The following is a 26,361-nucleotide window of genomic DNA, read 5'->3' as shown; positions in this document are numbered from 1 at the left end:
GTTGTCGATTTAGTGTCTTTGTTCAACAGAATGTGATCGCGCTGGAAGTCGCTTTGCGTTCCCGCGATTTGAGTTACACTTCATGCATGTCATCGCGTATGAAGACTCTTTGTAGTTTTCTGTCACTGGCAGCTTTGTTAGCCAGTTTTTCGGTGCGCGCGCAAGCAGCGGATACTGAGGTCGATGTCGAGTTGGTCTTAGCCGTCGACGCATCCCGATCTATGGAAACTTTCGAGCAGAAGATTCAACGCGATGGCTATGTGGCGGCGCTTCGGCGCAAGGAAGTCGTCGATGCCATTCGCGACGGTATTCACGGTCGTGTAGCCGTTACTTATGTCGAATGGGCCGGATCGAACGTACAACGAATTATCGTTCCTTGGACGTTGGTCGATGGCGCCGACTCTGCGGAAAAACTTGCAGATGCGCTGGATCAGCCAATTCCCGCAACACAAAGTCGGACATCGATCTCCGGGGCTATCGATTTTTCCAGTACCCTCTTCGACAACAATGGCTTCAAGGCCTCGCGTAAGGTTATCGATATTTCAGGCGACGGCGCGAACAACAATGGTCGCCCAGTGGCAGACGCTCGCGATCAAGCGATCGCCAAAGGCATTACGATCAACGGGTTGCCGTTGATGACGCGTGGGGATTTTTACTCCGACTGGGCCGTAAAGGACCTCGATCTCTATTACAGTAGCTGCGTCATCGGCGGGCCGGGCGCTTTCATGGTCCCCGTCAATTCCTGGGATCAGTTTCCGGAGGCTGTGCGCCGGAAACTGGTGCTGGAGTTGGCGGGCGATACTCCTACCACGCAGAAAGCAGATTGGCTGCCGTCAGACAGATTGCCGTTGATCCTTGCCCAGGACAAACCGCAAATCGATTGCCTTTCAGGCGAGCGAATATGGCAACGGCGGATGCAGGATTGGGAATCGAGATGAGTTACGCTGCAATCAACTGCTTGCGATCGGCGCGCTCCTGCTGCGGCGACCGCCCGTAGAGTTCACGGTAGCATTTGGAAAAATGCGACGCCGAGACAAATCCGCATGCAACAGCCACCTCCACGATCGGCATGGATGACTGAATCAACAGATGCCGGGCACGGTCCAAACGAATTTCGAGATAGTAGCGGGCCGGTGAGCGTCCCATTTCCTGGCGGAACAGGCGCTCGATCTGGCGACGCGAGAGGCCAACATGGTCGGCTATCTCGATCAAGGACAGTGGTTCGGAAAGTCGCGCTTCCATCAATTCGATTATTGTCAAAACCTTGGAGTTTTGCACGCCGAGACGCGCGCGCAACGGCAGTCGCTGACGGTCGTGTGGGCTGCGCACACGGTCGGTCAGTGCCTGTTCACAGACACGATTGACGATATTGTCGCCGAAATCATCGCCGATGAGCTTGAGCATCATGTCCAGCGCGGCGGTCCCGCCGGCGCAGGTGTAAATGTTGCCGTCAACCTCAAACAGGTCGGCGTATACATCGGCCTTTGGAAAGGCCTCAGCAAAACCTGGCAGATTCTCCCAATGGATGGCGCACCGCTTGCCAGAAAGCAAGCCTGCCGCTGCGAGAATATGCGCCCCGGTGCAGAGTCCGCCAACAGCGACGCCGCGGTTGAATTCTTCGCGAAGCCAGGCAAAGACTGATTTGTTGTGGAATTTCTCGACGTGAATACCGGCGCACACAAAGACCATGGATGGCCTTTCTTCACCGGTCAGGTATCGCCTCTCGTCTTCCAATGATGTGTTCGCGGCGCATTCCACACCGTTCGAGGCCGTGACAGGCTTCGCATCCACAGAGGCAAGACGCCAGCGATAGGCTTCATACCCAAGCATGCGATTTGCGATGCGCAGTGGCTCGATGGCTGTCGCAAATGCGATCATCGAGAAATTTGGCACGAGAAAGAAAACGAATGAGCGCTTATTGAGACCAATGTGATCCATGGTAATTCCAGGTTCCCGTATCTGGCTTTAAGGCCATGTCGCAACTGAAGTAAAAACTTCAACTTACGGGCGTGGTCTCTAGAGCTTTTTTTCAGATAGAACCATAGAATTATTCTAAATGGAAGGGCGGAAACCTGTGTCGCAAAAGCGCAGGTATCACATATGATAAAAGGGAGCAGATAGACCGTTATCTGCTCCCTTGAGTTGATTGCTTCATGATCTTACGACCGCGAATTCTTTATCTCATTGCATTCGCTGACTTGGCGCTCGTAGAGATCTGGCCAGCCGATGTCGCAACGCATGTTTTCCGGCAACCCGTCGAGTGCCATTTCCGTCGCGCGTAAGCGGCGTTCCCGGACTAAAACATCGCGGGCGGTTCTGATTCGTGCAGCCAGGTGATTCGCACGATCCGCGAAATAGATCGCAAGTCGTTCGGCGAAACTTCTCGTGTCGCTCTGATACAGGTTATCGCAAGTGCTCATTTTCCTTCTCCTTGTTTCAGCAAGGGCATCATTTTGCGTGATATCCTTTGATGAACTTGACTATCGCCCCAAGTTGATGTTCAATCAAACGAAATTATGAAACACTATGCTTCAGAAAAATTGATGAAGGAGAATGCGCCATGTCAGCCCCGATGCATCATCCCATTCCGATCCTGGACCTAGATGTATTGCGTACCTTTGCAATGATTGCCGAAACAGGCAGTTTTTCGAGCGCTGCAAATGCTGTGTTTCGTACCCCCTCGGCCGTTTCCATGCAGATCAAGAAACTGGAGGAGACCTTGGGCCACGTGCTGCTCGAACGGGACGCGCGTTCGGTCAAACTGACACCAAGCGGGGAGGTTCTCCTTGGCTACGCAAGGCGCATGCTGGCTCTCAATCGCGAGACAGTGGCTAAATTCATAGCGCCGACGGTTTCCGGTGTCGTTCGGCTCGGTGCGCCTGATGATGTAGGCGAACGGGTGCTTCCGTTTGTCTTGAAACGTTTTGCAGAATCTCACCCGGATGTAACCGTCGATGTGGTGATTGATCAGAGCAATAGTCTGCGCAAACGCCTTGATGAGCAGCGTCTCGACGTCACCTTGGTTAATGTCAATGAGACACTGGCCAAGATGGATGACATAGAAGTCCTCATGACTGAGGAGATCATCTGGGCCGGTGCCAAATGTGGGACGGCCCATGAGCGCAACCCACTGCCGCTTTCAATGTGGGAAGAGGGGTGCATCTGGCGCGCCAACGCGATCAGTGCGCTGGAAAGTGCGGGACGCGAATATCGCGTAGCCTATATGAGTGCCCATACGATGGGCCAGCGCGCGGCAATCGTTGCGGATCTTGCCGTTGCACCTTTTTCGAAATTCCTTTTGGAAGACAACATGGTACAGCTCGGCGCCGAGCACGGTCTGCCACCGCTTGGCGAATCCAGGCTCGGCATGCTTGTTGCGAAGAATGCGGGTGCACATGTCAAAGCTGTCGCGCAGCATCTGCGGGTTTATTTTGAGGGGTATGAGCGGACGGGCAAGCTTAGCTGCTAGAGACCTCTGCCAATCCATCCTGATGGCCATCTGATGCGATTTTCTGCGCTTCCGATGCTCACGGACCAATAAGTCCGCTGCGCTTCGGTTCTCGAAAATCACGCCAGCTGACTCATCAGGTTGAATTCTCAAAAAGCTTCTTATCTGCTAGCGCAATAGTGTTTCAACGCTCTGACGAGTTCAACGCTCGTTTGCCTCTGTGATGCGGTTTCGAAGCCGAGCCGCTTTGCTGCTTCGCTGAGTACGGGCGCAGTCGCGGCGCAAGATGAGTGGATTTCTTCAAGCGGAATGCGATCCCGCAGTGCACCGATATTGCCAATGTTGACACCGGAACCGGGCATGATCTTGATCCTGCCGGCAGTAAGTTCGAATGTCGCTTCCAGGTCGTCGATCCCATCAAGCGCGGTCAGTGACCGTCCTGAAGTCAAGATTCGCTCAAATCCGAGCTCGATCGCCATGTTGACGGCCTCAGAAAGATCGGGGACGAGATCGAATGCGCGATGCAGTGTAACACCAAGACCGCCGCATTGCCTGATGAGGCGTTCGAGCGTCGTATGGTCCAGTTGGCCATTGTTGAGGTTGGCGCCGAAAACCAAACCAGCAAGCCCAGCGGCGCGCATCACATCGATCTCGCGCAGCATTGCGTCAATGTCGGCTTCATCAAAAACGAAATTGCCCGGACGAGGACGGATCATGGCGTATATGGGAATAGGGGAGACAGCAGCCTGTCCGATCAGTCCCGGTGTCGGCGTCAGACCGCCCAGCTCCAGCGCTGAACAGAGTTCGACGCGGTCGGCTCCTCCCGTTATAGCCGCCGCCAGACCGCTAGGGCTGTCGACACAAATTTCCAGCAGGATGCTCATTTTGCTAGATCCATCAACCCAAGAACGCCGGCACCCACGAGACCGGGTTCAATCTTCAATTCTGCAGGAATAACCAGTGGTCTATCTGTTTTCCGCAGGATACGTGCTCGAACTGCCTCATCCAGACGCTTGATGAGCTCCACAGAATTGGCAAGTCCCCCGCCAACCGGCACGATAGACGCGCCAACGATGTTGATCGTCATCGCGAGCGGGCCACTGACGATATCGATATAAACTTCAATGGTGCGTTCAGCGGCTGCGTCGCCGGCATTCCACGCCGCTATAATCGCGGTACTTGGCAGGTCAACACCATGCAAGTGAGTGTGCAGTCTTTCCAAGCCGCGCGCCGCACCGACCGCATCAACGCAACCGACTTGGCCACAGCCGCAGGCATAGCGCGGAATAGCGACGGGCGGATTGCCTGCAAGTGTGGCGGAGACCGGGCCGTGGCCCCATTCGCCAGCAAAGCCGCCAGCACCTTCGTGAATCTTGCCGTTGATAATTAGGCCACCGCCGACACCCGTGCCAAGGATGACACCGAATACAACGCGGTGACCGCGTCCAGCGCCGACGACTGCCTCAGAGAGTGCAAAGCAATCGGCGTCATTGGCGACGAGTACTGGCCTTTGCAGCTTCTCGCTGAGATCGGCAACCAATGTACGGCCATGAATGCATGGAATATTGGCGCACGTGATCTTGCCCGAATCGGAATCAACCACCCCCGCGATGGAAATCGATATCAAGCTTCTGGGGTCAGCGCCTCCATCCGCTGCGATCTTTTCGATGGCTGAGGCGAAGGCATCAAAATCGTCCAGCGGCGTCGGGATTTTAGGTAGCGGCCTTATATCTTCAGGCGAGTAGGCGATTGCGCCCTTGATGGCAGAACCGCCGATGTCAAAGCAGGCTATCATGGCACGTTATTTCCGGAATCGATCATCGTAGCTGTGTGATAGCGGAAATATACCAGCCAACAAAGTTATTCGCGCGAACGCCTTGCAGCCCGGTCCTCGCGCGACCGGCGACGCGGGGTTGCATCACCTGCGATACCATCCTCGCTGACATTCTTGCGTGGGGGCAAGGTGACGGCCTGAGACAGTTTTGGAAACGGGTCGATCTTGTTCGGCATCGCCATGGCATAGACGAAGTGTTCCTGGAATTTGGGCTCCAGCGCCGTCTCGATCTTTTCGATGCGTGTGACAGTGTCCTCGATCTCGCGGCGATAGTTGCGATTGAGCAAAGCCATGCGGGCACCGGTGCCAGCAGCATTGCCGACGGCCTGGACTTTATCCAGATCGCAATCGGGGATAAGGCCAAGAACCATCGCATATTTCGGATCGATGAAAGAACCAAAAGCGCCGGCAAAACGGATTTGATCGACATGATCGATTCCGAGCTTGTCCATCAGGAGCTTTACACCCGCATAAAGCGCCGCCTTGGCAAGCTGAATCGCGCGCACATCGTTTTGGGTGATGGTGATGGTCGGGGAGCCTTCGTGTAAAAGATAGGAAAAGGTGCGTCCATTTGCTTTAACGCGAGGGGATCTCGTGGCAAGGCTTCCGTCGACGACGCCATCCTCCGAAATGATCCCGGAAAGATACATCTCGGCAATGACCTCGATAATTGCGGAGCCGCATATTCCTGTAATACCACTGGCTTGGACGGCTTCCTTAAAGCCCGGTTCATCGGACCATTGCTCAGTGCCGATCACCCGGAATTTTGGCTCCAACGTAACGGGATCAATACGAACGCGCTCTATGGCACCGGGCGCCGCACGCTGGCCCCCTGAGATTTCAGCACCTTCAAATGCAGGACCTGTAGGCGAAGAGGCCGCAACTGTTCGTTGCCTGTTGCCAAGAACGATCTCGGCATTGGTGCCGACATCGACGAGCAACATCATTTCGTCTTGCCGGTGCGGTCCCTCTGCAAGTGTAGCCGCGGCAGCATCGGCACCAACATGTCCGGCGATGCAGGGCAGCATGTAAACGCGCGTGCCAGGATTCATCGGCAGACCAATTTCGGAAGATTTGATATGCACTGCGCCAGATACGGCAAGTGCAAACGGCGCTCCCCCAAGTTCCGTTGGGTCGATGCCAAGGAAGAGATGGTGCATGATCGGATTGCCGACGAAGACGGCATCCAGAATATCTTCGCGGGCAACGCCGCCCTCGGCGCAAACCTTGTCGATCAACCCGTTAATCGCTTCGCGCACGGCCAAGGTCATCCCCTCGCGGCCTTCCGGGTTCATCATGACGTACGAAACTCGGCTCATCAGATCCTCACCAAAGCGGATCTGCGGGTTGGATGTACCCGCAGAGGCGATGGTCCGAACTGACAGCAGCGACGACAAATGCATGGCGATAGTCGTCGAGCCGATATCGCAGGCAATACCGTAGGCTTCATTCTTGAGGCCAGGCCACAGGCCGATCATGGCAGGACGCGAGGTTTCCTCGTCATGATAAATGGCTGCAGTGACACCCCACTCGCCCTTGCGCAGGATTTTCTGCACATTGGGCAGGATGTGAGCGTCAACTTCGAGATTCCGTACGCCCCACTCCTTATCGAGAGCAGCTTTCAGGCGGTCAAGATCACCAAGCGGCTTGTGCATGTCGGGCTCTTCGACCTCGACATAGCACATGTGGATCGCCGGATTGCGCTCGATGATGCGGGTGTCGGCGGCTTTGCGCACCACTTGAGCATTGACCTGGACGTCCTGCGGAACGTCGACCACAAGATCTCCAAGGATCGTCGCCGAGCATGACAGGCGTCGACCTTCTTTCAGTTCCCGCTTTTCAGCGTAACGCTGCTCCTTGGCGCCGAATGCCGAAATGTGGTCGAGTGAAGAGACGATCTTGTGCTTGGCAAAACTGCCTTCCTGAACTTCCACCTGGCAGCGTCCACAGGTGGCGCGGCCGCCGCAGACGCTCTCAACGTATACGCCAAGGCTGCGTGCAGCTTCCAGAATGGGCGTACCAACGGCGAAACGTCCGCGTTTACCCGATGGCATAAAGAGAACAAGCGCTTCCTTTGCCGACGCCTCTGGTGCTTTGACGGGTGCGTTCACGATCGATACTCCAAAACTTGCAGGCGAGGGGCAGTTTAGTTGCCTCCCGCCTTTCTATGCTGGTCAGTTTGCGTAACGCAAACCGTCAGCCTGCGGCGCCGCGCCGCGCCTCGCGTCCGCCACGACGACGCCCGCCGCCAGCCGAATCTGCAGGGACGGATACCGATGCAGCTGCTCCAGGGGCAGCCGGCTGGTGATCGCGATATTTCTTGATCCAGTAGGTGCAATTGGCGTCTGTACCGTTGAGAACATTCGCGGCATGGACGGCTTCCATTTCTTGCGGACGGCAAGGATTCATGATTGCCGAGGTCATGCCCGCACCAATCACCATGGGAATGAACCCGCCATTGATGCCGTGACGGTGGGGGAGGCCGAAGGAAATGTTCGACAGGCCGCAGGTTGTGTTAACCTTCAATTCTTCGCGCAAGCGGCGCAGCAGTGCGAAAACCTGCCGACCGGCATCGCCAAGCGCACCGATAGGCATGACCAGGGGATCGACCACGATGTCATGGGCCGGAATGCCGAAATCGGCTGCGCGCTGTACGATCTTCTTGGCAACGGCGAAACGAACGTCCGGATCCATGGAAATGCCGGTCTCGTCGTTGGAAATCGCAACGACTGGAACATTGTACTTTTTAATGAGCGGGAGAATGGCTTCGAGCTTCTCCTCTTCACCCGTCACGGAATTGACCAGTGGACGGCCCTTGGCGACTTTCAATGCCGCCTCGATGGCAGCGCTTACCGAACTGTCGATCGACAAGGGGACATCGACCAGATTCTGAACAATTTCAAGCGTCTGAACAAGAAGGCCGGGCTCCGTCGCGTTGGGGTCCACCGCAGTCACACCCGCGTTGACGTCCAGCATGGTTGCGCCCGCAGCGACCTGCTCCAAAGCATCCTTGATGACTGTATCGAAATTGCCCGTGATCATTTCGGCGGCCAGTTTCTTACGACCGGTCGGATTGATCCGCTCGCCGATGACGCAGAAAGGCTGATCAAATCCGATGATTATTTCTCTGGTCGCCGAAGCAACGATCGTACGGGTCATTCAAGGATCCTTAATTCGCGACTGCGTTTGTAGAATAGTGTGCTGTATTCAAATTCCATGAGCCGCGATCGACAAGCCATTCAGACGACTTCTTCAATCCACCGAACGGGAAGATATGAATTTGCTTGATGACAGATGTCGGGTTAGCCAAAACGTGCTGCTCGATGGGGCCAACAACACCTTCCGGTGAATGACTTGTAGCGAGCGCTGTCAGCGACAGGGCATTCTTCTTCAAGAAGCTGATCGAATTGCCGACGCCGCACATGGCTGCATATTTGATCAGTGTCGTAATCTTGGCAGGGCCAGCAACGCCGAGATGCACGGGAAGGTCGACGCCATGCTGGCGCAGCGATTCCGAATAGCGAATGAAACGGTCGGCATCGAAACCGAACTGGGTAACGACGCGCAGCTTGGCACCAGTACGTTCGCCGAAGTCTTTCTTCAAACGCAGAGCTTCAATCGCAACGGCCTCGGAAAACTCCGGGCTGCCTTCGGGATGGCCGGCAACGCCCATCTCGGTGATGCCGTATTTGTCGAAGAAACCAGTCTCCAACACTTCCATCGTCGAGGAGAACTCACCGGCCCGACGCTCGAGGCCGCCACCAATGACGAGAACGTCGGTCACGCCAGCTTCCTGCGCGGCTCGGCGGATACGGGTTTCGAGCGTTGCTTTGGTCGACAGGCGGCGTGAAGCGAAATGCGGGACCGGTTTGTAACCAAGCTCATGAATGCGCTTTGCAGCCGCCGTCAGCGTATCGACGCTGTCCGTACCCATATCGGTGATGTAGACGCGGGTACCTGCCGGGAACAAACCAGGCAAATCCTGCGATTCGATAGCCTGGCGAGCCGCGACTTCAATGGATGCTGCGATCTTGGTCATTTGATCCTGCTGCGACTTCGCTTTGAATTCATGAATGCTCATGTCCACCTGCCTTTACGAGCGCCACAAGGCGTTCCCGATCATATTCATTGTCAATACGGGCGAGGGCGCTATCCGCCTCGGTCTCTAGATCATCACTCACAGGCACCGGAGTGCCGCGGCGCCATTCCGCCAAATAGGCATCGGAGTCTTTCGCACCAATGCGCATCGCACACATGTCGATGGCCTCGGTGAAACGAATCGGAAGCTCGCGCTTGGCTGCCTGGCGTCCCTTTTTGACGGTCACTTGAGCGGGAATATCCCGCCAATAAACGACAATAAGATCAGCCATGCAATTCATCCTCCGATAACGACCCTTTTGCCGGAAAATCAGGGGCTAAGCTTGCTATCTCACGACGCGTGCGCACTCAAATGCGACGTGCATCATTGGTGTTTTTGCGACAGGGATTTGGTTCAGAAAGGCCAGTAGGTTGCGGCATAGGCAAGCACGTTCGCGGCAACCAAGGCAAAGCCCGTGACAATGCCGATTGAGACGACACCGAGTATCAGTCCGCCCAACATCAATCTGCCGTCACGCTCGCAAAGTGCAATGCCGATAATCGCAGTAGCGAAAGCGGGTAGCCAGTTGGATAGCGGCATTGGCAGAACCACAGACAGACCAAGAATGGTGGTAAATGCACCAAGCCAGCGATCACCCTGCTTGCGGCCAAACGGCCAATTGCGCGGCCGGATAAACTTTTCCAGCCATTCCAGCCAAGGAACGACCTTGGCCGATATCAAGCGGAACCGGTCAGGGGAAATGGTTTTCGTTCGCATGAAAGTTGGAAGCCAAACAGATTCGCGCCCCATCACCATTTGTACTGAAACGAGTACAAGTGGAATTCCGGTGATGACCCCGGTACCTGGCGGTAGCGGGATAAGATTCAAAATAGCAAAAAATGTGAGGAGCGCGGCAAAACTGCGATCTGTAAAGGCGTCTTCGAGTTCGTCAAAAGATACCGGGGCTGTTGCAGAGAGCGACAAATCCCTGAAGACTTGCGATAGCGGGCGTGGGTCATTGTCTGGCGTCAAACGTACAGGGAGCCGGTTTGGCTTGTTCTTTTCTTCTGCGTCGATTGCGGCCATCTTCTCGTCTTTGTTCACATTTTGACGCATATGGCACCGGGTTGGTGACATTGCAATGACGAAACAGCTCAACGTTTCAGTTCGAGGATATCCACGACAGATTCGCGAGCCGGCGCCGGAAACTCGATTCGAAACTCATTTTTTGCCGTGCGGTAAACGTACCCGACCTGATCAACGTCGGGACCGACGCTGTAGTTCCTGGGCTTTTCACCTGCAACATAGCCGACACCAAGGTAGGTCAGGCGGTTGTCGCTCTCGGTATAGAAACGACCCCTTGTACGCTGGGAACCGCTCGTTTTTTCCAGCATCCAGCCTGATCCATCGTCCGTGATACGGCATTTGAACCAGCTATAGATCACCAGCGCCGGCGCGTTGCCAAGCTTTGCCGTTCGGCATTTCCATTCGCCAGTCATATCGAAATCTTCACTAAAGGGCAGGTGGGGCTTGGCCAGGATTTCCTCCAGCCATTTTATGTCGGCTGGAGTGCCGCCTTTTTTTGCTTCATCGACAGCCGTGCCCATCGTCTCTTCATACTTATCGAGCTTCGCTTGATCAGGCTTTGTGATAATCCGCGTTATCGCACCATCTGCTTGGGCGACAGTTGTCCAAGCAATAAGGATAATCGTGGCGAATCCAGCGCGAAGCATAATGAATTGATACCTGTTTTATTGGTATTCAGGCATACAGAAGAAGAAGTCGTTCATCTGATGGCGATCGGGGAGAGAATCTAATCGGGAGCCGCAGCCGAGGTCAAGGCGGGAACGAGATCGCCATAGCCCGTCACGCGCCGCTCGTAAGCCAGGCCAAGAAAAGCTGCCGCTCGCTCGGCCTTTGCGCTCAACTTAGGATCATCAGTCTGCGCCATGTAGATCATCTTGGTGTAGTTACCAAAATACATATCGCGCAGTTCCGGGTGCCGATCCAGTCCCAGCGGTTTGACCATGAACGCCTCGAAATGGCGGGCGAGGAAATCCGTCATGAAAAACGATGTCATGTCGTCGTCCCACTGTGAGGCGAAGGCTTCATTGCCGACATAGAACGAAAAGCAATGCGGGCCGGCGATGCGTTCGACGCCATGTTTCTCACAGACGCGGTCAAGCATGCCACCTGTACCGCAGTCTGCATAGCCGACAAATATGCGTGTTATGCCTTCTGCTTTGGCTTTGACAATTGCGCGATCTACCGATGGCGCAATCTTATCCGGATAGTGATGATAAATCGCGGGGAGACACCTGAGATCAATATGCTCGAGGCCGAATTGTTCGCGTATCGCGAGGATTTCGCGCGCAATCATCCCGCAAGCGATGACCCGCACGATCTCTGGTGTCTTCGTCGACTTTCGGCTTGCATTCATGGAACTGATCTTGCTCTATCGCGTTGTTCCAGCGTTGGATTTAATTTTAGCAGAACGGGAGATACCGTCCATGAAACTATCACATATCGCTCCAATTGCCGCTGTACTTGCAGTCGTCGCACTTGCGGGCTGTGCCAATACGATTCGCGGCATGGGTCAAGATACGGCCAATACGGTCAATGCGACCCAGAGCGCTGGTCATCGCGTGGCAAAGTCAGCCAATTAATTAACGCTTAGGGCCGTCTGGGCCTCAGCCGTTTATTGATTTCTTGCTAACAAAACGGTCGCATGCTTATGCGGCCGTTTTGCACGCCATCAAGCTCCCGAAAGCTGATTGTGTTTGCGTTTCATGTAGGCTTTGGCGGTTTCAACAGCAACCGCCGCATCGCGGCAATAGGCGTCCGCGCCGACGGCCTTGCCAAACTCTTCGTTCAAGGGTGCACCGCCCACGAGTACGATATAGTCGTCGCGGATACCCTTTTCCTTCATCGTGTCGATGACGACTTTCATGTAGGGCATGGTTGTTGTGAGTAGTGCCGACATGCCAAGAATGTCGGGCTGATGTTCTTCGATTGCTGCCAGATACTTTTCGACCGGATTGTTGATACCAAGGTCGATGACATCGAAGCCGGCACCTTCCATCATCATGCCGACCAGATTTTTTCCGATGTCATGAATGTCGCCTTTGACGGTCCCGATGACGAGCTTGCCCTGCTTCGGTGCCCCGGTTGCAGCAAGGAGAGGGCGCAGGATAAACATGCCGGCCTTCATCGCGTTGGCTGAGAGCAGCACTTCAGGTACGAAGAGAATGCCGTCCCGGAAGTCTTCGCCAACGATGCGCATGCCCTCGACCAAAGCTTCGGTCAGAACCTTGTAGGGCACCCAACCGCGTTCAAGCAGAATGTTGGTGCCTTCCTCGATTTCTTCCTTCAGGCCGTCATAAAGATCGTCATGCATTTGCTCGACGAGTTCATCGTCAGAAAGCTCCGAAAGAATGATTTCATCATCGGCCATTTTTATGCTTCCTCTCAAGCGTTATGCAATGTCACTAACATAACTGGTGTTTCTTTAACATATCGGGCAAGTTGCTGAAAACGCATCGCTTAAATGCGACCTAGTAAATGACGAAAACGACCGGCAGTTTGTCTCCGATGCGCCACCCGGTGCCGCACACGGAAACGCTCTTGTTGGTGCCACGTTTAGATTTGACCTGCTTAAGAAGAAGTCTGCGCTTGTGAAGCGCTGAGGAGATACAAAATGGTTGAGGAAACGTCAGTCGATGCACCTGCGGAAGCGGAGACAAGCGGTGGACGTCGGGGACGAGGCGCTGGCGCGGGCGCAGCTGCACGTCGTGCTGCGCGTTCGGGCGGTGGTCCTGGTAAGTCACTGACCTATATTACGCGCAAGATACGCACCTTCGAAGTGTTGGATGAAGAAGGCTTGGCGATAATTGAAGCGAACGCCGATACGGTGCTTGAAGAGATTGGCATCGAGTTTCGCGATGACGCGGAAGCCCTGGCACTATGGAAAGAAGCCGGTGCCGACGTCAAAGGCGAGCGGGTACATTTCCCCAAGGGTTTGCCGCGTTCTCTGCTGAAGACTGCTCCGCCGATCTACACGCAGCATGCGCGCAATCCGGAGCGCTCCGTCCAGATTGGCGGCGATGCTACCGTTTTTGCGCCGGTCTATGGGCCGCCTTTCGTTCGCGATCTTGAGGGGGTTCGCCGCTACGCGACGATCGAAGATTTCAATAATTTCGTCAAGCTGGCTTACATGGCGCCGTCTATTCATCATTCCGGCGGTACGGTATGCGAACCGGTCGATGTGCCCGTCAACAAACGCCATCTTGATATGGTCTACGCCCACATCAAATATTCCGACAAGCCTTTCATGGGATCTGTCACAGCACCCGAACGTGCTGAAGATACGATCTCCATGTGCAAGCTGGTGTTTGGCGAGGATTATCTCGATCAGAACACTGTTTTAACCAGTCTGATCAATGCGAATTCTCCCATGGTATTCGACGAAACGATGCTGGGTGCATTGAAGGTCTATGCACGCAACAATCAGGCTTGCATCGTCACGCCGTTCATTCTTGCCGGCGCCATGAGCCCGGTTACGGTGGCAGGTACGCTCACACAGGTCCTGGCGGAGGTTCTTGCGGGTGCGTCTTTCACTCAGCTGATCCGGCCGGGCGCCCCTGTGATTTTCGGCACATTCGCGTCGTCGATCTCCATGCAATCAGGTGCGCCGACCTTTGGTACGCCCGAACCATCATTGGTTTCCTATGGTGCTGCGCAACTGGCACGCCGCTGCGGATTGCCTTTCCGCACCGGTGGTTCGCTCTGTGCTTCCAAGGTTTCCGATGCTCAGGCAGCTTATGAGAGCGCGAATACATTGAATTCGACGCTTCTTGCGGGCACGAATTTCGTGCTGCATGGGGCGGGCTGGCTCGAAGGCGGTCTGGTATCTTCCTATGAAAAATTCATGATGGATATCGATCAGCTCGGTATGGCCCAGAAGATCGCCCAAGGCGTCGACCTCTCCGAGAACGGTCAGGCAATGGCTGCTATCCGGCAAGTTGGTCCCGGCAGCCACTATCTTGGCTGCGACCATACGCAGGCAAACTTCCAAACGGCATTCTATCGCTCGAACATTGCTGATAACAATTCGTACGAGCAATGGCTGGCGGAAGGCGAAAAGCGGGCGGATCAGCGCGCTAATGAACTTGCTCGCCGTTGGCTGGAAACATATGAGGCGCCTTATCTCGACCCGGCCATCGACGATTCTCTCAAGGAGTTCATCGCCAAGAAAAAGGCATCCATGCCCGACGCGTTCACGTGAAAGAAGCCCGAAGACGGCCGGGCTAAAGTGGCCGATCTGATCCACCAGGAAGTCTGGGCCTCTGCTGTAAAGGGTTCAGATGCAGGATGACCGTGAAAACCTGATCCCCAATCAAATCGCCGCCGCGCTGGAGCCATATGGTTTGGTCCCGCGCGGCGGTTTTGTTTTTGACGAAGAGAACGCTCCTTCGCCCTTGATTCGAGGGGGGCATTTTCGAAGCGTTGTCTTGGTTGGCCATTTCGGGTCGGCCATTTGGCCGCATTTTACGCGGTGGTGGCAAGACCACACGGATTCCCAAGATCCGCTCGATCAATGGTCCAAGGATGTTCTGACTGCCGTCGCAGTGAAGTTCGGTGCAATAGCCGTGTTTCCCTCCGATCGGCCCTATCTGCCGTTTCAACAATGGGCGATGCGCGCCGAGGGACTGCGCCCTTCTCCACTCGGAATACTGATCCATCCACAGTACGGGCTTTGGCAGGCCTTTCGCGGGGCGCTGCTATTCGATCGCGCACTCGATTTTGCTAGCGGTGGTCCCCAACATCATCCCTGCGAGGATTGCAGGACAAGCCATGCCTTTCGGCTTGCCCAGTGAATGCTTTTGCCGGTGACGGATACAATGTCGTCCGTTGTCGTTCTCATCTTGCTTCTGGAGAGGGGAACGAGTGCCTGAAAGGCGGTTGTTTGGCGCGCCGCGCGTGTCCTGTGGGATGCGAGCAGGCCTACAATGCGCCGCAGATGCGGTTTCATATGAAGGCGTTTGCGAAGGGCTGACGTGCTTTCCGTAATCAATACAGAAGCTAATTCAAACTCTTAGGCGGGAATCTCGTTAAAAGATATATCTTTGACTTGCATAAAGATATATCTTTGTGTAGATATAACGTATGAAAGATATAACTAGGAGATATTCCGTGTACGGTCATTGCAGAAATCACCACAACTACGGCGGCGACCACTGGTCGCGCGTTGAGTCAATGTCAGGTTCGCAGGAGGGAGGCGGTCGCTTTGGCGGCCGCGGACGCGGCGGTCCGTTCGGGCGGCACCGAGGCGGTCCATTTGGTGGGCGCGGCCCACGCATGTTCGATCCGGGCGCATTGCGCCTTGTAGTCCTCGGCTTGATCGCGGAAGAACCACGTCACGGCTACGACGTTATCAAGGCGCTGGAGGCGAGATTCCAGGGGGCCTATACTCCGAGTGCCGGTGCGATCTACCCGATGTTGCAGATGATGGAGGAAACCGATCTTGTCACTTCCACCACAACTGGCAACAAGCGGCTCTACACGATCACGGACCAGGGGCTTGCCTATCTTGAGGAAAACCGGGCGGAGCTAGACAAGATCAACGGCCAACTCGACAGCGCTTCAGGCGAGATACATGGTGCTGCTCTGGGCGAAGAGATGCATGCATTGAGTTTCGCGCTTCGCTCGAAACTTCGTAGTGGATCGCTGACAACAGAAAAAGCGGAGCAGTTGCGCGAAATCCTGAAGAGGGTCCGCCGCGAGATTGAGGATCTCTGAGCATCGTTGAGCAGAGCCGGCGGTCAAACCGCCGGTTTTCGGCCAAACCTGTCTATGCACGCCGCCCGCGGCGTTCCCGCCTTGGCAAATCATCGGCATGGGCAGCAAGTTTGTTGCGCATTGGTCCGATGGTCTCGACGATTGTCTCGACAGAAGGCCGCTCGCCATGCGTGTGACTGTCGAGCGCTTTGCGCATGGCAGCCAAATGCTCGAATGATGTGCCGCAGCAGCCGCCAATAATTTTTGCGCCGCCATTGATTGCGAGATGGGCGTAGTCGGCCATCAGTTCCGGAGTGCCGGAATAGAAGATTTCCGCGCCGCGAAATTCCGGTATGCCGCAGTTGCCTTTGATAACGATCGTTGCGGAAGGATCGGCTTCACTCATGTCGAGAAGAGACGCCAAAATATCCGAGGCACCGACGCCGCAATTGGCGCCAACGGCAACTGGACGTTGCGCGAGTCCGTCGACCACAGCGTGAATGTCCTTCGGCGGAAGGCCCATCATGGTCTTGCCGGCGGTATCGAATGATCCGGTATAGACATAAGGAAGGCCAACTTTGACGGCTGCCTCTGCAGCTGCGCGTATTTCGCCCGGAGCTGACATCGTCTCGATCCACGCCACGTCCACGCCACCAGCCTTCAAGCCTTCCAGCTGTTCGGTGAAGGCCGCGACCGCATCTTCTTCGGTCAAGGCACCGAGCGGTACTAGCAATTCGCCTGTCGGACCGACGGAACCTGCAACAATGACCTTGCGGTCTGCCTTGTCAGCAACGCTGCGCGCCAGCTCGGCCGCCTTCTTGTTGAGTTCGAATACACGATCCTGCGCATGATGCAGTTTCAGACGATGGCGTGTGCCACCGAAGGAATTGGTCAGGATGATGTCGGCTCCGGCATCGACAAACCCTTGATGTAGCGCAATGATTTTCTCCGGCTGTGTTTCGTTCCAGAGTTCCGGAGCTTCGCCAGCTTCAAGCCCGGTTGCAAACAGGTTTGTACCTGTTGCGCCATCGGCCAGCAAAACGCCCTTCTCGGCGATGAGATCAGCAAGTGGGTTTGCAATGGCCATGGCGCACGTTCCTTTGGATGAATTAAATAACGATATAAGGAAGTCTTTATATGTGGTCAATAATCATTTGCGACAAGGCTTGCCGCATGGTCAACTGACCTTCAGCGATGAAATGTATCCAGCCACTTCGTGAGCATTGACTTTGGCAACCCGGATAAGTCCGTCGAAATGCCGTTGCATGGTCAGGACCGCCTCCGTTGTGTACAGGACCAGATACATTTCCCCGACAAATATAGCGGCGCGGTAGGGACCGAAAACGGTATAGGGGACAGAGAAACGCTCGCGTCCGTCGAAAAGATACAGTCGAAATGACGGATAGAGCTCGTCGATCAATTCGGCCATGTGGTTAAGCTGCTCGAGACGGACCTTGCGCGAAAGATCGCTCCAGATGCTGCAACCGGCGGCGAAGTCGCTTAGCGTCTGAAACGGCATACAGACTTCCATGTCGGTGCCCGGTTGTCGATTATAATCAAGCCGGAATGCGGTCTCGCTCAACTGGGCTGCCGGGTCGCGGTGGACCATTGATGTTTCGTACGCGACCACGGCCTGTGTCCGCAACAGGTCGGGGATGCGCGCGGGAACGTAGCGGATTTTGCTGCCGGTCGCTTCAGCGTGCCATTTGACGAGGAGCGTGCGCTCGAAGTTATCCGAGCCTTCTTCTATTTCCATGCTTGGGCGAAGTTCGCCTGTAATGCCTTCGTCCTGGCTCAATCCCAAAAGCCAATCGAGCGACACGGCGTGGCGTTCGGCAATGTTGAGCAACGTCTCAACGCGCGGCAGCCTGGTAGATTGACCGGAAAGCAGTTGCGACAGGGCTGAACGGTCAATACCAACTGAGGCAGCAAAGGCTGACTGGTTTTCACCGCTCCGGACAAGGAGACTTTTGATGCGCTCCTGGAACAGGCGGGAAAGGTCGCGTTTATCCATATTCGCACCGCATTGTTTATAATACACAACAATTGCGCTATTTGGTGCGCAAAATCAACACTTACTCACAAAAATCGCATTGCTGACAGCTCCTGACAATGAGACCATGAAAAACATGGAATCAGAACGACATAACAAAATACCCTCTTCACAATCCCAGAATTCGCGCAAGCGCACCGGCATTGAATGGCCAACGATTGGCTTGATGACAGCCTGCTACGGGCTTTGGTTTTTCTCCGGTTTTTACCTCTACGACACCATGCCATTGGTTGCTTTGGTAGCGATGGCAATTTCTGTCGCGTTGCATTCGTCGCTACAGCATGAAGTTCTGCACGGCCACCCAACGCGCAGTGGTCTTGTCAACGAAATCCTGATTTCGTTACCGATTGGTCTCGTTTTTCCTTACCGGCGGTACAAGCATCTTCACCTCAAGCACCATGCGGATGAGCGGTTGACAGACCCCTATGACGATCCTGAGAGTTATTTCCGCGCCATGGGCGACTGGGAAAAACTGCCTGCATTTGTCAAATCACTCCTCAACTGGAACAACACGCTGAGTGGCCGGATTATTATTGGCCCGATTCTGATGGCGATTGGCTTTGTCATCGCTGAGGTGAAACTGGTTACTGGAGGAGACAGGAAGACGCGCACCGCCTGGCTTTTGCATGGCGCCGGACTTGTTCCAATGTTCGGCTTGGTATGGCTGGTCTTCGGAATTCCGCTTTGGATTTATGCGCTGACAGTTGTTTATTGGGGTCTGTCAATCATCTCTATCCGCAGTTACTGCGAACACCAATGGTCGGAACGCCCGGATGGGCGGACGATTATCGTGGAGAAATCACCCCTCGCTCTCATATTCCTCAATAACAATCTGCATTTTGTGCACCATAAGCGGCCAACCGTGCCTTGGTATGATCTGCCGGAGCTCTATGACGAACAGCGCGAGGAATGGCAGCGCATGAATGGCGGCTATGTCTTCCGCAATTATTTCGAGATTTTGCGCGCATACGCATTCCGCAAAAAACAGGAAGTCGTTCACCCCGTTCTACGTCGTGAGCCGGCTACCGGGCGGGCCTTCCGGCCACGCCGCCATGGCATCAGTCTGCAGGGTGGCTCAACAATGCCTATTCCCGCCGAGCCGCCGAAAGAGTAAACAAGCTACATGACTCTTGTGGCGGCTTTGCCGATGTATGACTGGCCGGAACGGCGCGCTGAAGTTGATGCGCAGTGGGCTGTGTTGCGTAACGCATTGCGGTCGAACGGTTTTAATGCGCCGGATTTTCTGGCACGCCGCAATGCTGATCTACCGGCGGTTCCTGGCGGCATCAAGGATAAGGCCGGCAACGTCATCGCGCCGGATCCAGCCCTACTTCCACCCGACGATTTAGATCGGCAGGCGCTGTGGTGTCATCCAGGTCTACTCTTTGCCCAAACTTGCTGGGGCCCGCTGGAATTGGGTCTTCAAGCCTATGTCCATGTTGTTGGGCAGGATGACTACTCTGGCGTAGATGGTGGGAATGGCGAACTTTACTCAAGCGCATTGGTCATGCGCCGAGGTGAGGGGACGCCTGTCGGGGCGCCACTCGACGGAGAGGCGAGGCTGCCTCTGGAAGTAATGCGGCAGAAACGGCTCGCGTTCAATAGTCACGACTCGATGTCCGGCTATCTCGCCCTCCAGCGAGGCCTTGAGGCCCAGGGTGAGACGCTGGATCTGTTTATCAGCCATACGGAGACTGGCGGGCATCGCCATTCCGTTGAAGCTGTTGCATTTGGTCGAGCAGATATCGCTGCTATCGATTGCAAATCCTGGGAACTGGCGCAGCGCTATGATGAAGCAGCCAGCGCCCTGGTCGTCGTCGGCTGGACGGGCAAGCGCAAAGGCCTGCCCTATATTTCAACCTTTGAATTACCCGCGCATCTTTTCGCCTGACGGATCGAACGGCGGCTCCAGATTGATCCGGGCGGCCCGGCGAATGCCGAGGATTTCCACCTCAAACAACCCTTGCTCTTCGCTTTTGGCGAGTTCTGCCGGCACGTAGCCTTGCGCCATCGAACGGCCGACATAATGAGCATAGCCGCCGGATGTAACCCACCCAACGACGCGCCATTCGCCTTGTACGGCGCCCTTATCGCCCTCGTGGGAAACAATTTCACCAGTTGCGTCGAAGCGCGGCGCGCCGACACCATGACCAGCCTGCACTGTCCCGTAGTCCTTCGAGGTCTTCGCCCAGATCGGCTCGTCGCCCATAACATCGGCCGCACCCTCGCCATGCGGCACGTCGATCAGGAAGGAGACGCGGCGTAGCTTCGTGCTGGTACCAGCGTCAAAATCCGCCTTCTCTTTGGCTGCCACTTCTCGGCCGATGAAATCGTTCTTGGAGAGCTTGATGAAGCGATCCATTGAACCTTCATACGGACCGTAGATTGGACGCAATTCGCGGAACCATGTGGGGAAATTTTTCTCCAACCGCATGGCGAGCAATGCGCGCATGCCAAAATCCACGATGTTGTATTCTGCGCCGGTCTCCTTGATCGCCTGGTAAACGAGGCGCTGGTATGCAGGTTCCATCCAAATCTCATAGCCGAGGTCGCCAGTGTAGGAGATGCGATTGACCTTGCAAGGCGCTCCACCGACAGCCATCTCGCGGAAATCCATGAAGCGGAAAGCCGCGTTTGAAACGTCTTCATCGACGAGTTTTGCAAGGAGATCGCGTGCTCTAGGACCGGCAATCGCCAGACCCACCAGCGTCTGATCGAAACGATGGATGTTAACCGAACCGTCCCTCGGCTGCTGCTTCTGGAACCAGCGCATGTGATAGCGCTGCGCGGCGGACGATCCCCAAATCAGGAATCGGTCATCCGCGGCCTTGGCGATGGTGAAGTCTCCGATGAGTTTGCCTTCTTCGTTCAGCATGGGAGTGAGGACCAGACGTCCAGTCTTCGGCATGGTGTTGGTCATCAGATGCGACAGAAAAGCCTCGGCACCCGCGCCCGTCACTTCATACTTGGCGAAATTGGCGATCTCGGTGACGCCGACATTTGTCCGTGTTGCCCGCACTTCGTTGCCGACATGCTCGAAGTCGTTCGAGCGATGGTAGGAGACGATATCGCGTGCTTCCGTGCCTTTGGGCGCGAACCAGAGCGGAGTTTCGAGACCCCAGGAATCGCCCATGACTGCATTCTGTGCGACCATTGTGTCGTAGAGCGGCGTCGTCTGCTGAGGACGCGCAGCGGGCAGCTCTTCGTTGGGGAAGCGAATGGAAAAGCGGCGCGAATAGTTTTCGCGAACCTTGGCATTGGTGTAGCGCAGGGTCGCCCATTCGCCGAAGCGGGCGACGTCCATGCCCCAGACGTCGAAGCCAGGCTCGCCATGCACCATCCAGTTGGAAAGGGCGAGGCCAACGCCCCCGCCTTGGCTGAAACCCGCCATGACGGCACAGGCCGTCCAGTAATTGGTGAGACCAGGAACCGGTCCGACAAGCGGGTTGCCGTCCGGCGCGAACGTAAAGGGGCCATTGATGATCTGCTTGATGCCGGCCTTCTCGATGCCCGGAAAATGCTTGAAACCCACTTCGAGGGAAGGGGCGATGCGGTCAATGTCCGGTGCCAGCAGTTCGTGGCCGAAGTCCCATGGCGTGTTCACGGGCGACCATGGCTTTGCCGCCTTTTCATAGGTGCCGAGCAGGATGCCGTTACGCTCTTGACGGGTATAGATCTCGCCCTTGAAATCCATGACGCCGATGAGTTCGCGCCCGGTGGATTTGTTGAACTCCATGACCTCCGGCACGTCCTCGGTGAGGAGATACATGTGCTCCATGGCAAGGACGGGCAGTTCCAGGCCAACCATGCGGCCAACTTCACGGGCCCACAGTCCGCCGCAATTGACGACATGCTCGGCTTTCACAGTGCCTTGCTCGGTGATGACGTTCCAGGTCCCATCCGTTTCCTGTGTCAGTTCAACGACGCGGTTACGCAAGCTTATTTCCGCGCCAAGCTTGCGCGCAGCCTTGGCATAGGCATGGGTCGTGCCCGACGGGTCGAGGTGGCCTTCGACTGGGTCCCACATCGCGCCGACGAAGTTGGTCTCGTCCATCAGCGGGAACATCGCCTTGGCTTCCGATGGCGTGATCAGTTCTGTATCCATGCCAAGGTAACGGCCGCGCGCGTGAGCGAGGCGCAGAAAATCCATACGCTCCGGCGAGTCGGCCATCATGACGCCGCCGGTCAGATGCAGGCCGCATGACTGTTCCGAAAGTTCCTCGATCTCTTTGTAAAGGCTGACCGTATAGGCCTGCAGTTTGGCCACGTTCGGATCGCCGTTGAGGGTATGAAAGCCGCCGGCAGCGTGCCAGGATGAGCCGGATGTCAGTTCAGAGCGCTCTATCAGCAGGACGTCGGTCCATCCAGCACGCGCAAGGTGATAGAGGACAGAGCATCCAACAACACCGCCTCCTATGACAACTGCTTTAACGTGCGATTTCATATTCTTATGCCTCATATTGGAAATTTGATTCACGTGTTGAGGGTGTGATTCAACGGATCAGAAATCAGTGGGCGCGCCGCCTTCGGCCTTGCGCCTTGCAACGAAGGTATTGATTTCCTCTTCGATTGCTGCGTCGATCGCTGGTCTCACGTAAGTTGCCAGTCGTTCTTTCCACACCCGGTTGGCCCGCTCGATCGCCGTTGGTGAACCGGCTTCTTGCCAGCTCTCGTAGTTGCGCCAGTCTGAAATAATCGGTGCATAAAAAGCGGTCTTGTAGCGGGATTGGGTGTGGGCAGTGCCAAAGAAATGGCCGCCCGGACCGACATCGCGCATGGCATCGAGACCCAACGCATCCTCCGACAGATCTAGCGGTGTCAGGAATTCCGCGACCATCTGCAGTAGATCGAAATCGAGGATCATCTTTTCATAGGAACAGCAAAGCCCACCTTCCAGCCAGCCCGCGGAATGCAGCATGAAATTGCCACCGCCCTGGATCGCGCCCCAAAGCGAGAACACCGATTCATAGGCAGCCTGGGCATCCACCGTATTAGCTGCGCACACATTGGATGTGCGATAGGGGATGCCATAACGGCGGGCCAACTGACCGCCAACCATCTGGGCTTTCATGTATTCCGGAGTGCCAAAGGCGGGAGCGCCCGATTTCATGTCGACATTGGAGGTGAATCCGCCATAACCGACGGGAGCGCCCTTCTTGACCATCTGCGTGAAGGAAATACCAGCCAGCGCTTCGGCATTCTGCTGAACCAACGCTCCTGCTATCGTCACAGGCGCCATGGCCCCCGCGAGAGTGAAAGGCGTGACAATGACGATCTGACCATTGCCGGACATCTGAATGATGCCTTCCATCATCGGGATATCGAGCTTCAGTGGCGAATTGGTGTTAATGATCGTGTAGCAAGACGCCTCGTTCTGTAACCGCTCGTGGCTGACACCGCGGGCGAGGCGGGCGATTTCAATTCCGTCCTGGTTCCGCTCCTTGCCGAGCGAATATATGTGAAACGGCTTGTCGGTGAGCGTCGCCAGATCCCGAATGCACTCGAGGTGACGCACCGATGGATGGATATCGATCGGTTCTACAGGATATCCCCCGGTCGCATTGATGATATTGTGCATTTGCGCCAGTTTCAGGAAATTGCGGAAATCCGCCTGATTACCCGAGCGCCTGCCATTGTCGGTGTCGGAGCAATTCGGCGCCGATCCCATTTGGGCAAAAATCAGATTATTGCCGCCAAAACGCACATTATGTGCGGGGTTGCGAGCATGCAGCGTGAACTCGGATGGCGCGTGGCTGACATACTCAAGGATCATTTCTTTGTCGAAATGAACGCGCATTGTGCCAGGAGTAACGTCGGCGCCGGCCTCTTTCATGATTTCGCGTGCACCGTCGTGCAGTACGTCCACCCCAATCTCCTGCAGCACTTTAAGCGATGCATCGTGGATCGATTCAAGTTCATCGTCGGAAACGATCTTTGTCGGTGTAAAGGGGATTTTGAGCTGCCGAAACGGTGCCTGATCGAAAGCACCGCTTTCAACGCTGCGTGGCCGCGCCCGCCCGCCACGTCTGCCATGGTCCCGGGCTGATGCGTTTGCGTCGGTCTCAACTGCAGGTTCACTCATTGCTCATGCCCTCATTCGCACCTGTCACAGGCGATGGTGCACTATCGCCAGAGCAGGGCTCAGGGTGCGCGGCGTGAGCGACGCCGAGCGCAAGGGAAGCGACACCTAGTGCGTTGGTTATTCCGCCGCAGCCTTTGACGTCAGATGGCTAATCGGCGTGACCATCGCTTGAATCAAATTGTTCATGCTGATGACGCCAGTGGGTTTCCCATTATCATCAACAACCGTTGCGTATTGCTGGTTGGCGTCGGTCATTGTCTTGGCAGCTTCTTCAAGAATCGTGCCGGTTTTGACTGTTACACCGCCCGTTGCAGATGGCGCGCCGGATTGAGTGGCGATAGTGTCGACCATAATGACGCGGCCGCGGTTAACCTCTTTCACGAAGCTCGAAATATATTCGTCCGCAGGCTGCAAAACGATGTCCTGGCCGGTTCCCTGTTGAACGACTTCGCCGTCACGAAGGATCGCGATGCGATCGCCGAGCCGCAAAGCCTCATCGAGATCGTGGGTGATGAAGACGACCGTTTTCTTGATTTCCTTCTGCAGATCGAGAAGAACCGATTGCATGTCCATGCGAATGAGCGGATCGAGGGCCGAAAACGCTTCATCCATAAGCAGGATCGGCGCGTCGTTTGTCAGGGCGCGAGCTAGACCGACACGCTGCTGCATGCCACCTGACAGCTGGTTGGGATAATGATCCTCAAACCCTTTAAGCCCCACCCTGCCAATCCAGCGCCTGGCCTGTTCCTCCTGCTTTTCCCGCGACAGGCCCTGTATCTCAAGGCCATAGACGGTGTTATCCAGCACTGTGCGATGGGGCAGCAAAGCAAACTTCTGGAAAACCATCGCCGTCTTGTGGCGCCGGAACTGACGCAGATCGTTCTGATTCATCTTGCAGACGTCGGCGCCATCGATGATGACTTCACCGGCCGTTGGATCGATCAGACGATTGATGTGGCGGATCAATGTGGACTTTCCTGAACCGGAAAGTCCCATGACGACTTGGATGCAACCGGCCGGCATATCGATGTTGATGTCGCGCAAGCCAAGAACATGTCCATGATCTTCATTGAGTTCGGTCTTTGACATGCCTTTCTTCACCGCCTCGACATAGGCTTGCGGTCTCTGGCCGAAAATCTTGTAGAGATTCTTGATCTTGATGCCTGCTCCCTGAACCGAACGATCAGCCATGGACAACCTCCTGGTGCTTCTGAAGACGCTTGCCATAGGCCTGACTAACGCGGTCAAAAATGATGGCTATGCCAACGATGGCAAGGCCGTTGAAAAGTCCGAGCGAGAAAAACTGACCGTTCACCGAACGCAAAACGGGCTGTCCAAGACCCTGGACACCGATCATCGACGCGATAACTACCATGGCTAGCGCCATCATGATTGTCTGGTTGATACCAGCCATAATTGTCGGAAGAGCAAGGGGAATTTGGACATTCCTCAATCGCTGCCAGCTTGACGAACCGAATGCGTCAGCTGCCTCCAGGACGTCCTTGTCAACCAGCCTGATACCGAGATTGGTCAGGCGAATCATCGGCGGAATGGCATAGATTACCACGGCGATGAGGCCTGGGACCTTGCCGATGCCAAGCAACATCACAACCGGAATCAAATAGACGAAGCTCGGCATTGTCTGCATTACGTCAAGAATGGGATTGACCATTCGCTGGAAACCATCAGAACGCGCCATCACAATGCCAATCGGGATACCGACGACGATCGAAACGACCGTGCCGACGAAGATCATGGCGATGGTCTTCATCGCGTCACTCCACATATCGAAATAGCCGATCAGGAGAAGGGTCAGGATGGTGCCGCCTACGATCTTCCAGTTGCGACTGGCGATCCAGGCAATTCCGCCAATGAGAACGATCATGACTGGCCACGGCGTCGTCGTCATAAAACGTTCTGCCTGAATAAGGAAATACTGCAGGGGTTGAAAAAACGACTCGATCACATCGCCGTACTGACGAGTGAACGCCTTGAAACCCTCGTCCATCGCCTTTTTCAGGTTGCGCAGCGTGTCGTCATTCATATTGGGAAATGAGTAAAACCAATCCATTTGTCGGTGCCCCTTCCA

25 protein-coding genes and 1 pseudogene are annotated in these 26,361 nt (G+C 55.5%); 8 read left to right on the top strand and 18 right to left on the bottom strand.

Translation table 11 applies throughout. The features are described 5' to 3' along the window. Positions 1-86: 86 nt before the first annotated feature. Positions 87-938 carry a DUF1194 domain-containing protein gene (locus PHA01_RS08700; protein ID WP_271894583.1) on the top strand — a complete coding sequence of 284 codons (852 nt, stop codon included), beginning with the start codon at positions 87-89 and terminating at the stop codon, positions 936-938. Between the two features lies 1 nt (position 939). Here PHA01_RS08700 and PHA01_RS08695 read toward each other — a convergent pair whose 3' ends face one another. Both PHA01_RS08695 and PHA01_RS08690 read right to left on the bottom strand, forming a co-directional pair. Continuing rightward, positions 940-1,938 (bottom strand): GlxA family transcriptional regulator, encoded by a 999-nt coding sequence (locus PHA01_RS08695; protein WP_112528712.1) that lies wholly within the window; start codon positions 1,936-1,938, stop codon positions 940-942. Between the two features lie 221 nt (positions 1,939-2,159). Continuing rightward, positions 2,160-2,420: a hypothetical protein gene (locus tag PHA01_RS08690; RefSeq protein ID WP_271894582.1), complete on the bottom strand. Its 261-nt coding sequence runs from the start codon at positions 2,418-2,420 to the stop codon at positions 2,160-2,162. 140 nt (positions 2,421-2,560) lie between these two features. On the opposite strand from PHA01_RS08690, the gene PHA01_RS08685 reads away from it, so the two are divergent. Then, a complete protein-coding gene (locus PHA01_RS08685; RefSeq protein ID WP_112528708.1) occupies positions 2,561-3,469 on the top strand; it encodes a LysR family transcriptional regulator in 909 nt (302 codons plus the stop codon). A gap of 140 nt (positions 3,470-3,609) precedes the next feature. On the opposite strand, the gene PHA01_RS08680 is transcribed toward PHA01_RS08685, so the two are convergent. From PHA01_RS08680 to PHA01_RS08640, 9 genes are all read right to left on the bottom strand, one after another. Next, complete coding sequence (locus PHA01_RS08680; protein WP_271894581.1) at positions 3,610-4,332, bottom strand: copper homeostasis protein CutC; 723 nt, start codon at positions 4,330-4,332, stop codon at positions 3,610-3,612. After that, positions 4,329-5,243: an ROK family protein gene (locus PHA01_RS08675; RefSeq protein WP_271894579.1), complete on the bottom strand. Its 915-nt coding sequence runs from the start codon at positions 5,241-5,243 to the stop codon at positions 4,329-4,331. The genes PHA01_RS08680 and PHA01_RS08675 overlap by 4 nt, the downstream gene beginning before the upstream one ends. Positions 5,244-5,308: 65 nt before the next feature. Then, a complete protein-coding gene (locus tag PHA01_RS08670) occupies positions 5,309-7,336 on the bottom strand; it encodes an ASKHA domain-containing protein (protein WP_271895052.1) in 2,028 nt (675 codons plus the stop codon). 142 nt (positions 7,337-7,478) lie between these two features. Beyond that, the gene (locus PHA01_RS08665; protein WP_271894578.1) at positions 7,479-8,441 is read right to left on the bottom strand and encodes a methyltetrahydrofolate cobalamin methyltransferase; all 963 of its coding nucleotides are present in this window, start codon (positions 8,439-8,441) and stop codon (positions 7,479-7,481) included. A 10-nt stretch (positions 8,442-8,451) separates the two neighbouring features. Then, a complete protein-coding gene (locus tag PHA01_RS08660) occupies positions 8,452-9,363 on the bottom strand; it encodes a methylenetetrahydrofolate reductase (protein WP_417020938.1) in 912 nt (303 codons plus the stop codon). Next, a complete protein-coding gene (locus tag PHA01_RS08655) occupies positions 9,350-9,652 on the bottom strand; it encodes a virulence factor (RefSeq protein WP_183662365.1) in 303 nt (100 codons plus the stop codon). The genes PHA01_RS08660 and PHA01_RS08655 overlap by 14 nt, the downstream gene beginning before the upstream one ends. A gap of 122 nt (positions 9,653-9,774) precedes the next feature. Continuing rightward, complete coding sequence (locus tag PHA01_RS08650) at positions 9,775-10,446, bottom strand: exopolysaccharide biosynthesis protein (RefSeq protein WP_271894577.1); 672 nt, start codon at positions 10,444-10,446, stop codon at positions 9,775-9,777. Between the two features lie 68 nt (positions 10,447-10,514). Then, the gene (locus tag PHA01_RS08645; RefSeq protein WP_271894576.1) at positions 10,515-11,093 is read right to left on the bottom strand and encodes a DUF4893 domain-containing protein; all 579 of its coding nucleotides are present in this window, start codon (positions 11,091-11,093) and stop codon (positions 10,515-10,517) included. Positions 11,094-11,173: 80 nt separating this feature from the next. Beyond that, complete coding sequence (locus PHA01_RS08640) at positions 11,174-11,800, bottom strand: DUF1638 domain-containing protein (protein WP_271894575.1); 627 nt, start codon at positions 11,798-11,800, stop codon at positions 11,174-11,176. Positions 11,801-11,870: 70 nt separating this feature from the next. Between PHA01_RS08640 and PHA01_RS08635 the strand changes: the two genes are divergently transcribed. Further along, positions 11,871-12,026 carry an entericidin domain-containing protein gene (locus tag PHA01_RS08635; protein ID WP_112528692.1) on the top strand — a complete coding sequence of 52 codons (156 nt, stop codon included), beginning with the start codon at positions 11,871-11,873 and terminating at the stop codon, positions 12,024-12,026. An 89-nt stretch (positions 12,027-12,115) separates the two neighbouring features. Here PHA01_RS08635 and PHA01_RS08630 read toward each other — a convergent pair whose 3' ends face one another. Continuing rightward, positions 12,116-12,814 (bottom strand): corrinoid protein, encoded by a 699-nt coding sequence (locus PHA01_RS08630; protein ID WP_112528690.1) that lies wholly within the window; start codon positions 12,812-12,814, stop codon positions 12,116-12,118. Between the two features lie 243 nt (positions 12,815-13,057). Between PHA01_RS08630 and PHA01_RS08625 the strand changes: the two genes are divergently transcribed. The 3 genes and pseudogenes from PHA01_RS08625 to PHA01_RS08615 all read left to right on the top strand — a co-directional run bounded on the left by PHA01_RS08625 (position 13,058) and on the right by PHA01_RS08615 (position 16,158). Next, positions 13,058-14,644 (top strand): trimethylamine methyltransferase family protein, encoded by a 1,587-nt coding sequence (locus PHA01_RS08625; protein WP_271894574.1) that lies wholly within the window; start codon positions 13,058-13,060, stop codon positions 14,642-14,644. A gap of 79 nt (positions 14,645-14,723) precedes the next feature. Further along, positions 14,724-15,415: pseudogene (locus PHA01_RS08620) on the top strand (hypothetical protein). A 137-nt stretch (positions 15,416-15,552) separates the two neighbouring features. Then, positions 15,553-16,158 carry a PadR family transcriptional regulator gene (locus PHA01_RS08615; RefSeq protein WP_271894573.1) on the top strand — a complete coding sequence of 202 codons (606 nt, stop codon included), beginning with the start codon at positions 15,553-15,555 and terminating at the stop codon, positions 16,156-16,158. A gap of 52 nt (positions 16,159-16,210) precedes the next feature. On the opposite strand, the gene bmt is transcribed toward PHA01_RS08615, so the two are convergent. Further along, positions 16,211-17,224 carry a betaine--homocysteine S-methyltransferase gene (gene bmt / locus PHA01_RS08610; protein ID WP_271894572.1) on the bottom strand — a complete coding sequence of 338 codons (1,014 nt, stop codon included), beginning with the start codon at positions 17,222-17,224 and terminating at the stop codon, positions 16,211-16,213. A 90-nt stretch (positions 17,225-17,314) separates the two neighbouring features. Beyond that, positions 17,315-18,151: a helix-turn-helix domain-containing protein gene (locus tag PHA01_RS08605; RefSeq protein ID WP_271894571.1), complete on the bottom strand. Its 837-nt coding sequence runs from the start codon at positions 18,149-18,151 to the stop codon at positions 17,315-17,317. A gap of 115 nt (positions 18,152-18,266) precedes the next feature. Between PHA01_RS08605 and PHA01_RS08600 the strand changes: the two genes are divergently transcribed. Together PHA01_RS08600 and PHA01_RS08595 are read left to right on the top strand one after the other, a co-directional pair. Beyond that, complete coding sequence (locus PHA01_RS08600; protein ID WP_465248733.1) at positions 18,267-19,304, top strand: fatty acid desaturase; 1,038 nt, start codon at positions 18,267-18,269, stop codon at positions 19,302-19,304. A gap of 9 nt (positions 19,305-19,313) precedes the next feature. Then, positions 19,314-20,081, top strand: a complete 768-nt coding sequence (locus tag PHA01_RS08595) for a PhnD/SsuA/transferrin family substrate-binding protein (protein WP_271894569.1) — start codon at positions 19,314-19,316, stop codon at positions 20,079-20,081. On the opposite strand, the gene PHA01_RS08590 is transcribed toward PHA01_RS08595, so the two are convergent. From PHA01_RS08590 to PHA01_RS08575, 4 genes are all read right to left on the bottom strand, one after another. Next, a complete protein-coding gene (locus PHA01_RS08590) occupies positions 20,058-22,634 on the bottom strand; it encodes a GcvT family protein (RefSeq protein WP_271894568.1) in 2,577 nt (858 codons plus the stop codon). The genes PHA01_RS08595 and PHA01_RS08590 overlap by 24 nt on opposite strands. 57 nt (positions 22,635-22,691) lie before the next feature. Further along, positions 22,692-24,272, bottom strand: coding sequence for a trimethylamine methyltransferase family protein (locus PHA01_RS08585; RefSeq protein ID WP_271894567.1), 1,581 nt, complete (start codon positions 24,270-24,272; stop codon positions 22,692-22,694). 117 nt (positions 24,273-24,389) lie between these two features. Continuing rightward, on the bottom strand, positions 24,390-25,463 hold the full coding sequence (locus PHA01_RS08580; protein ID WP_271894565.1) for a quaternary amine ABC transporter ATP-binding protein: 1,074 nt from the start codon (positions 25,461-25,463) through the stop codon (positions 24,390-24,392). Then, positions 25,456-26,343: an ABC transporter permease gene (locus PHA01_RS08575; protein WP_106710122.1), complete on the bottom strand. Its 888-nt coding sequence runs from the start codon at positions 26,341-26,343 to the stop codon at positions 25,456-25,458. Before PHA01_RS08575 ends, PHA01_RS08580 begins: the two co-directional genes overlap by 8 nt. Between the last annotated feature and the right edge of the window lie 18 nt (positions 26,344-26,361).

Origin of the sequence: Candidatus Phyllobacterium onerii, from assembly GCF_028331445.1 — a bacterium.
Lineage (GTDB): Bacteria > Pseudomonadota > Alphaproteobacteria > Rhizobiales > Rhizobiaceae > Phyllobacterium > Phyllobacterium onerii.
This window is presented reverse-complemented; position numbering and strand designations above follow the sequence as displayed.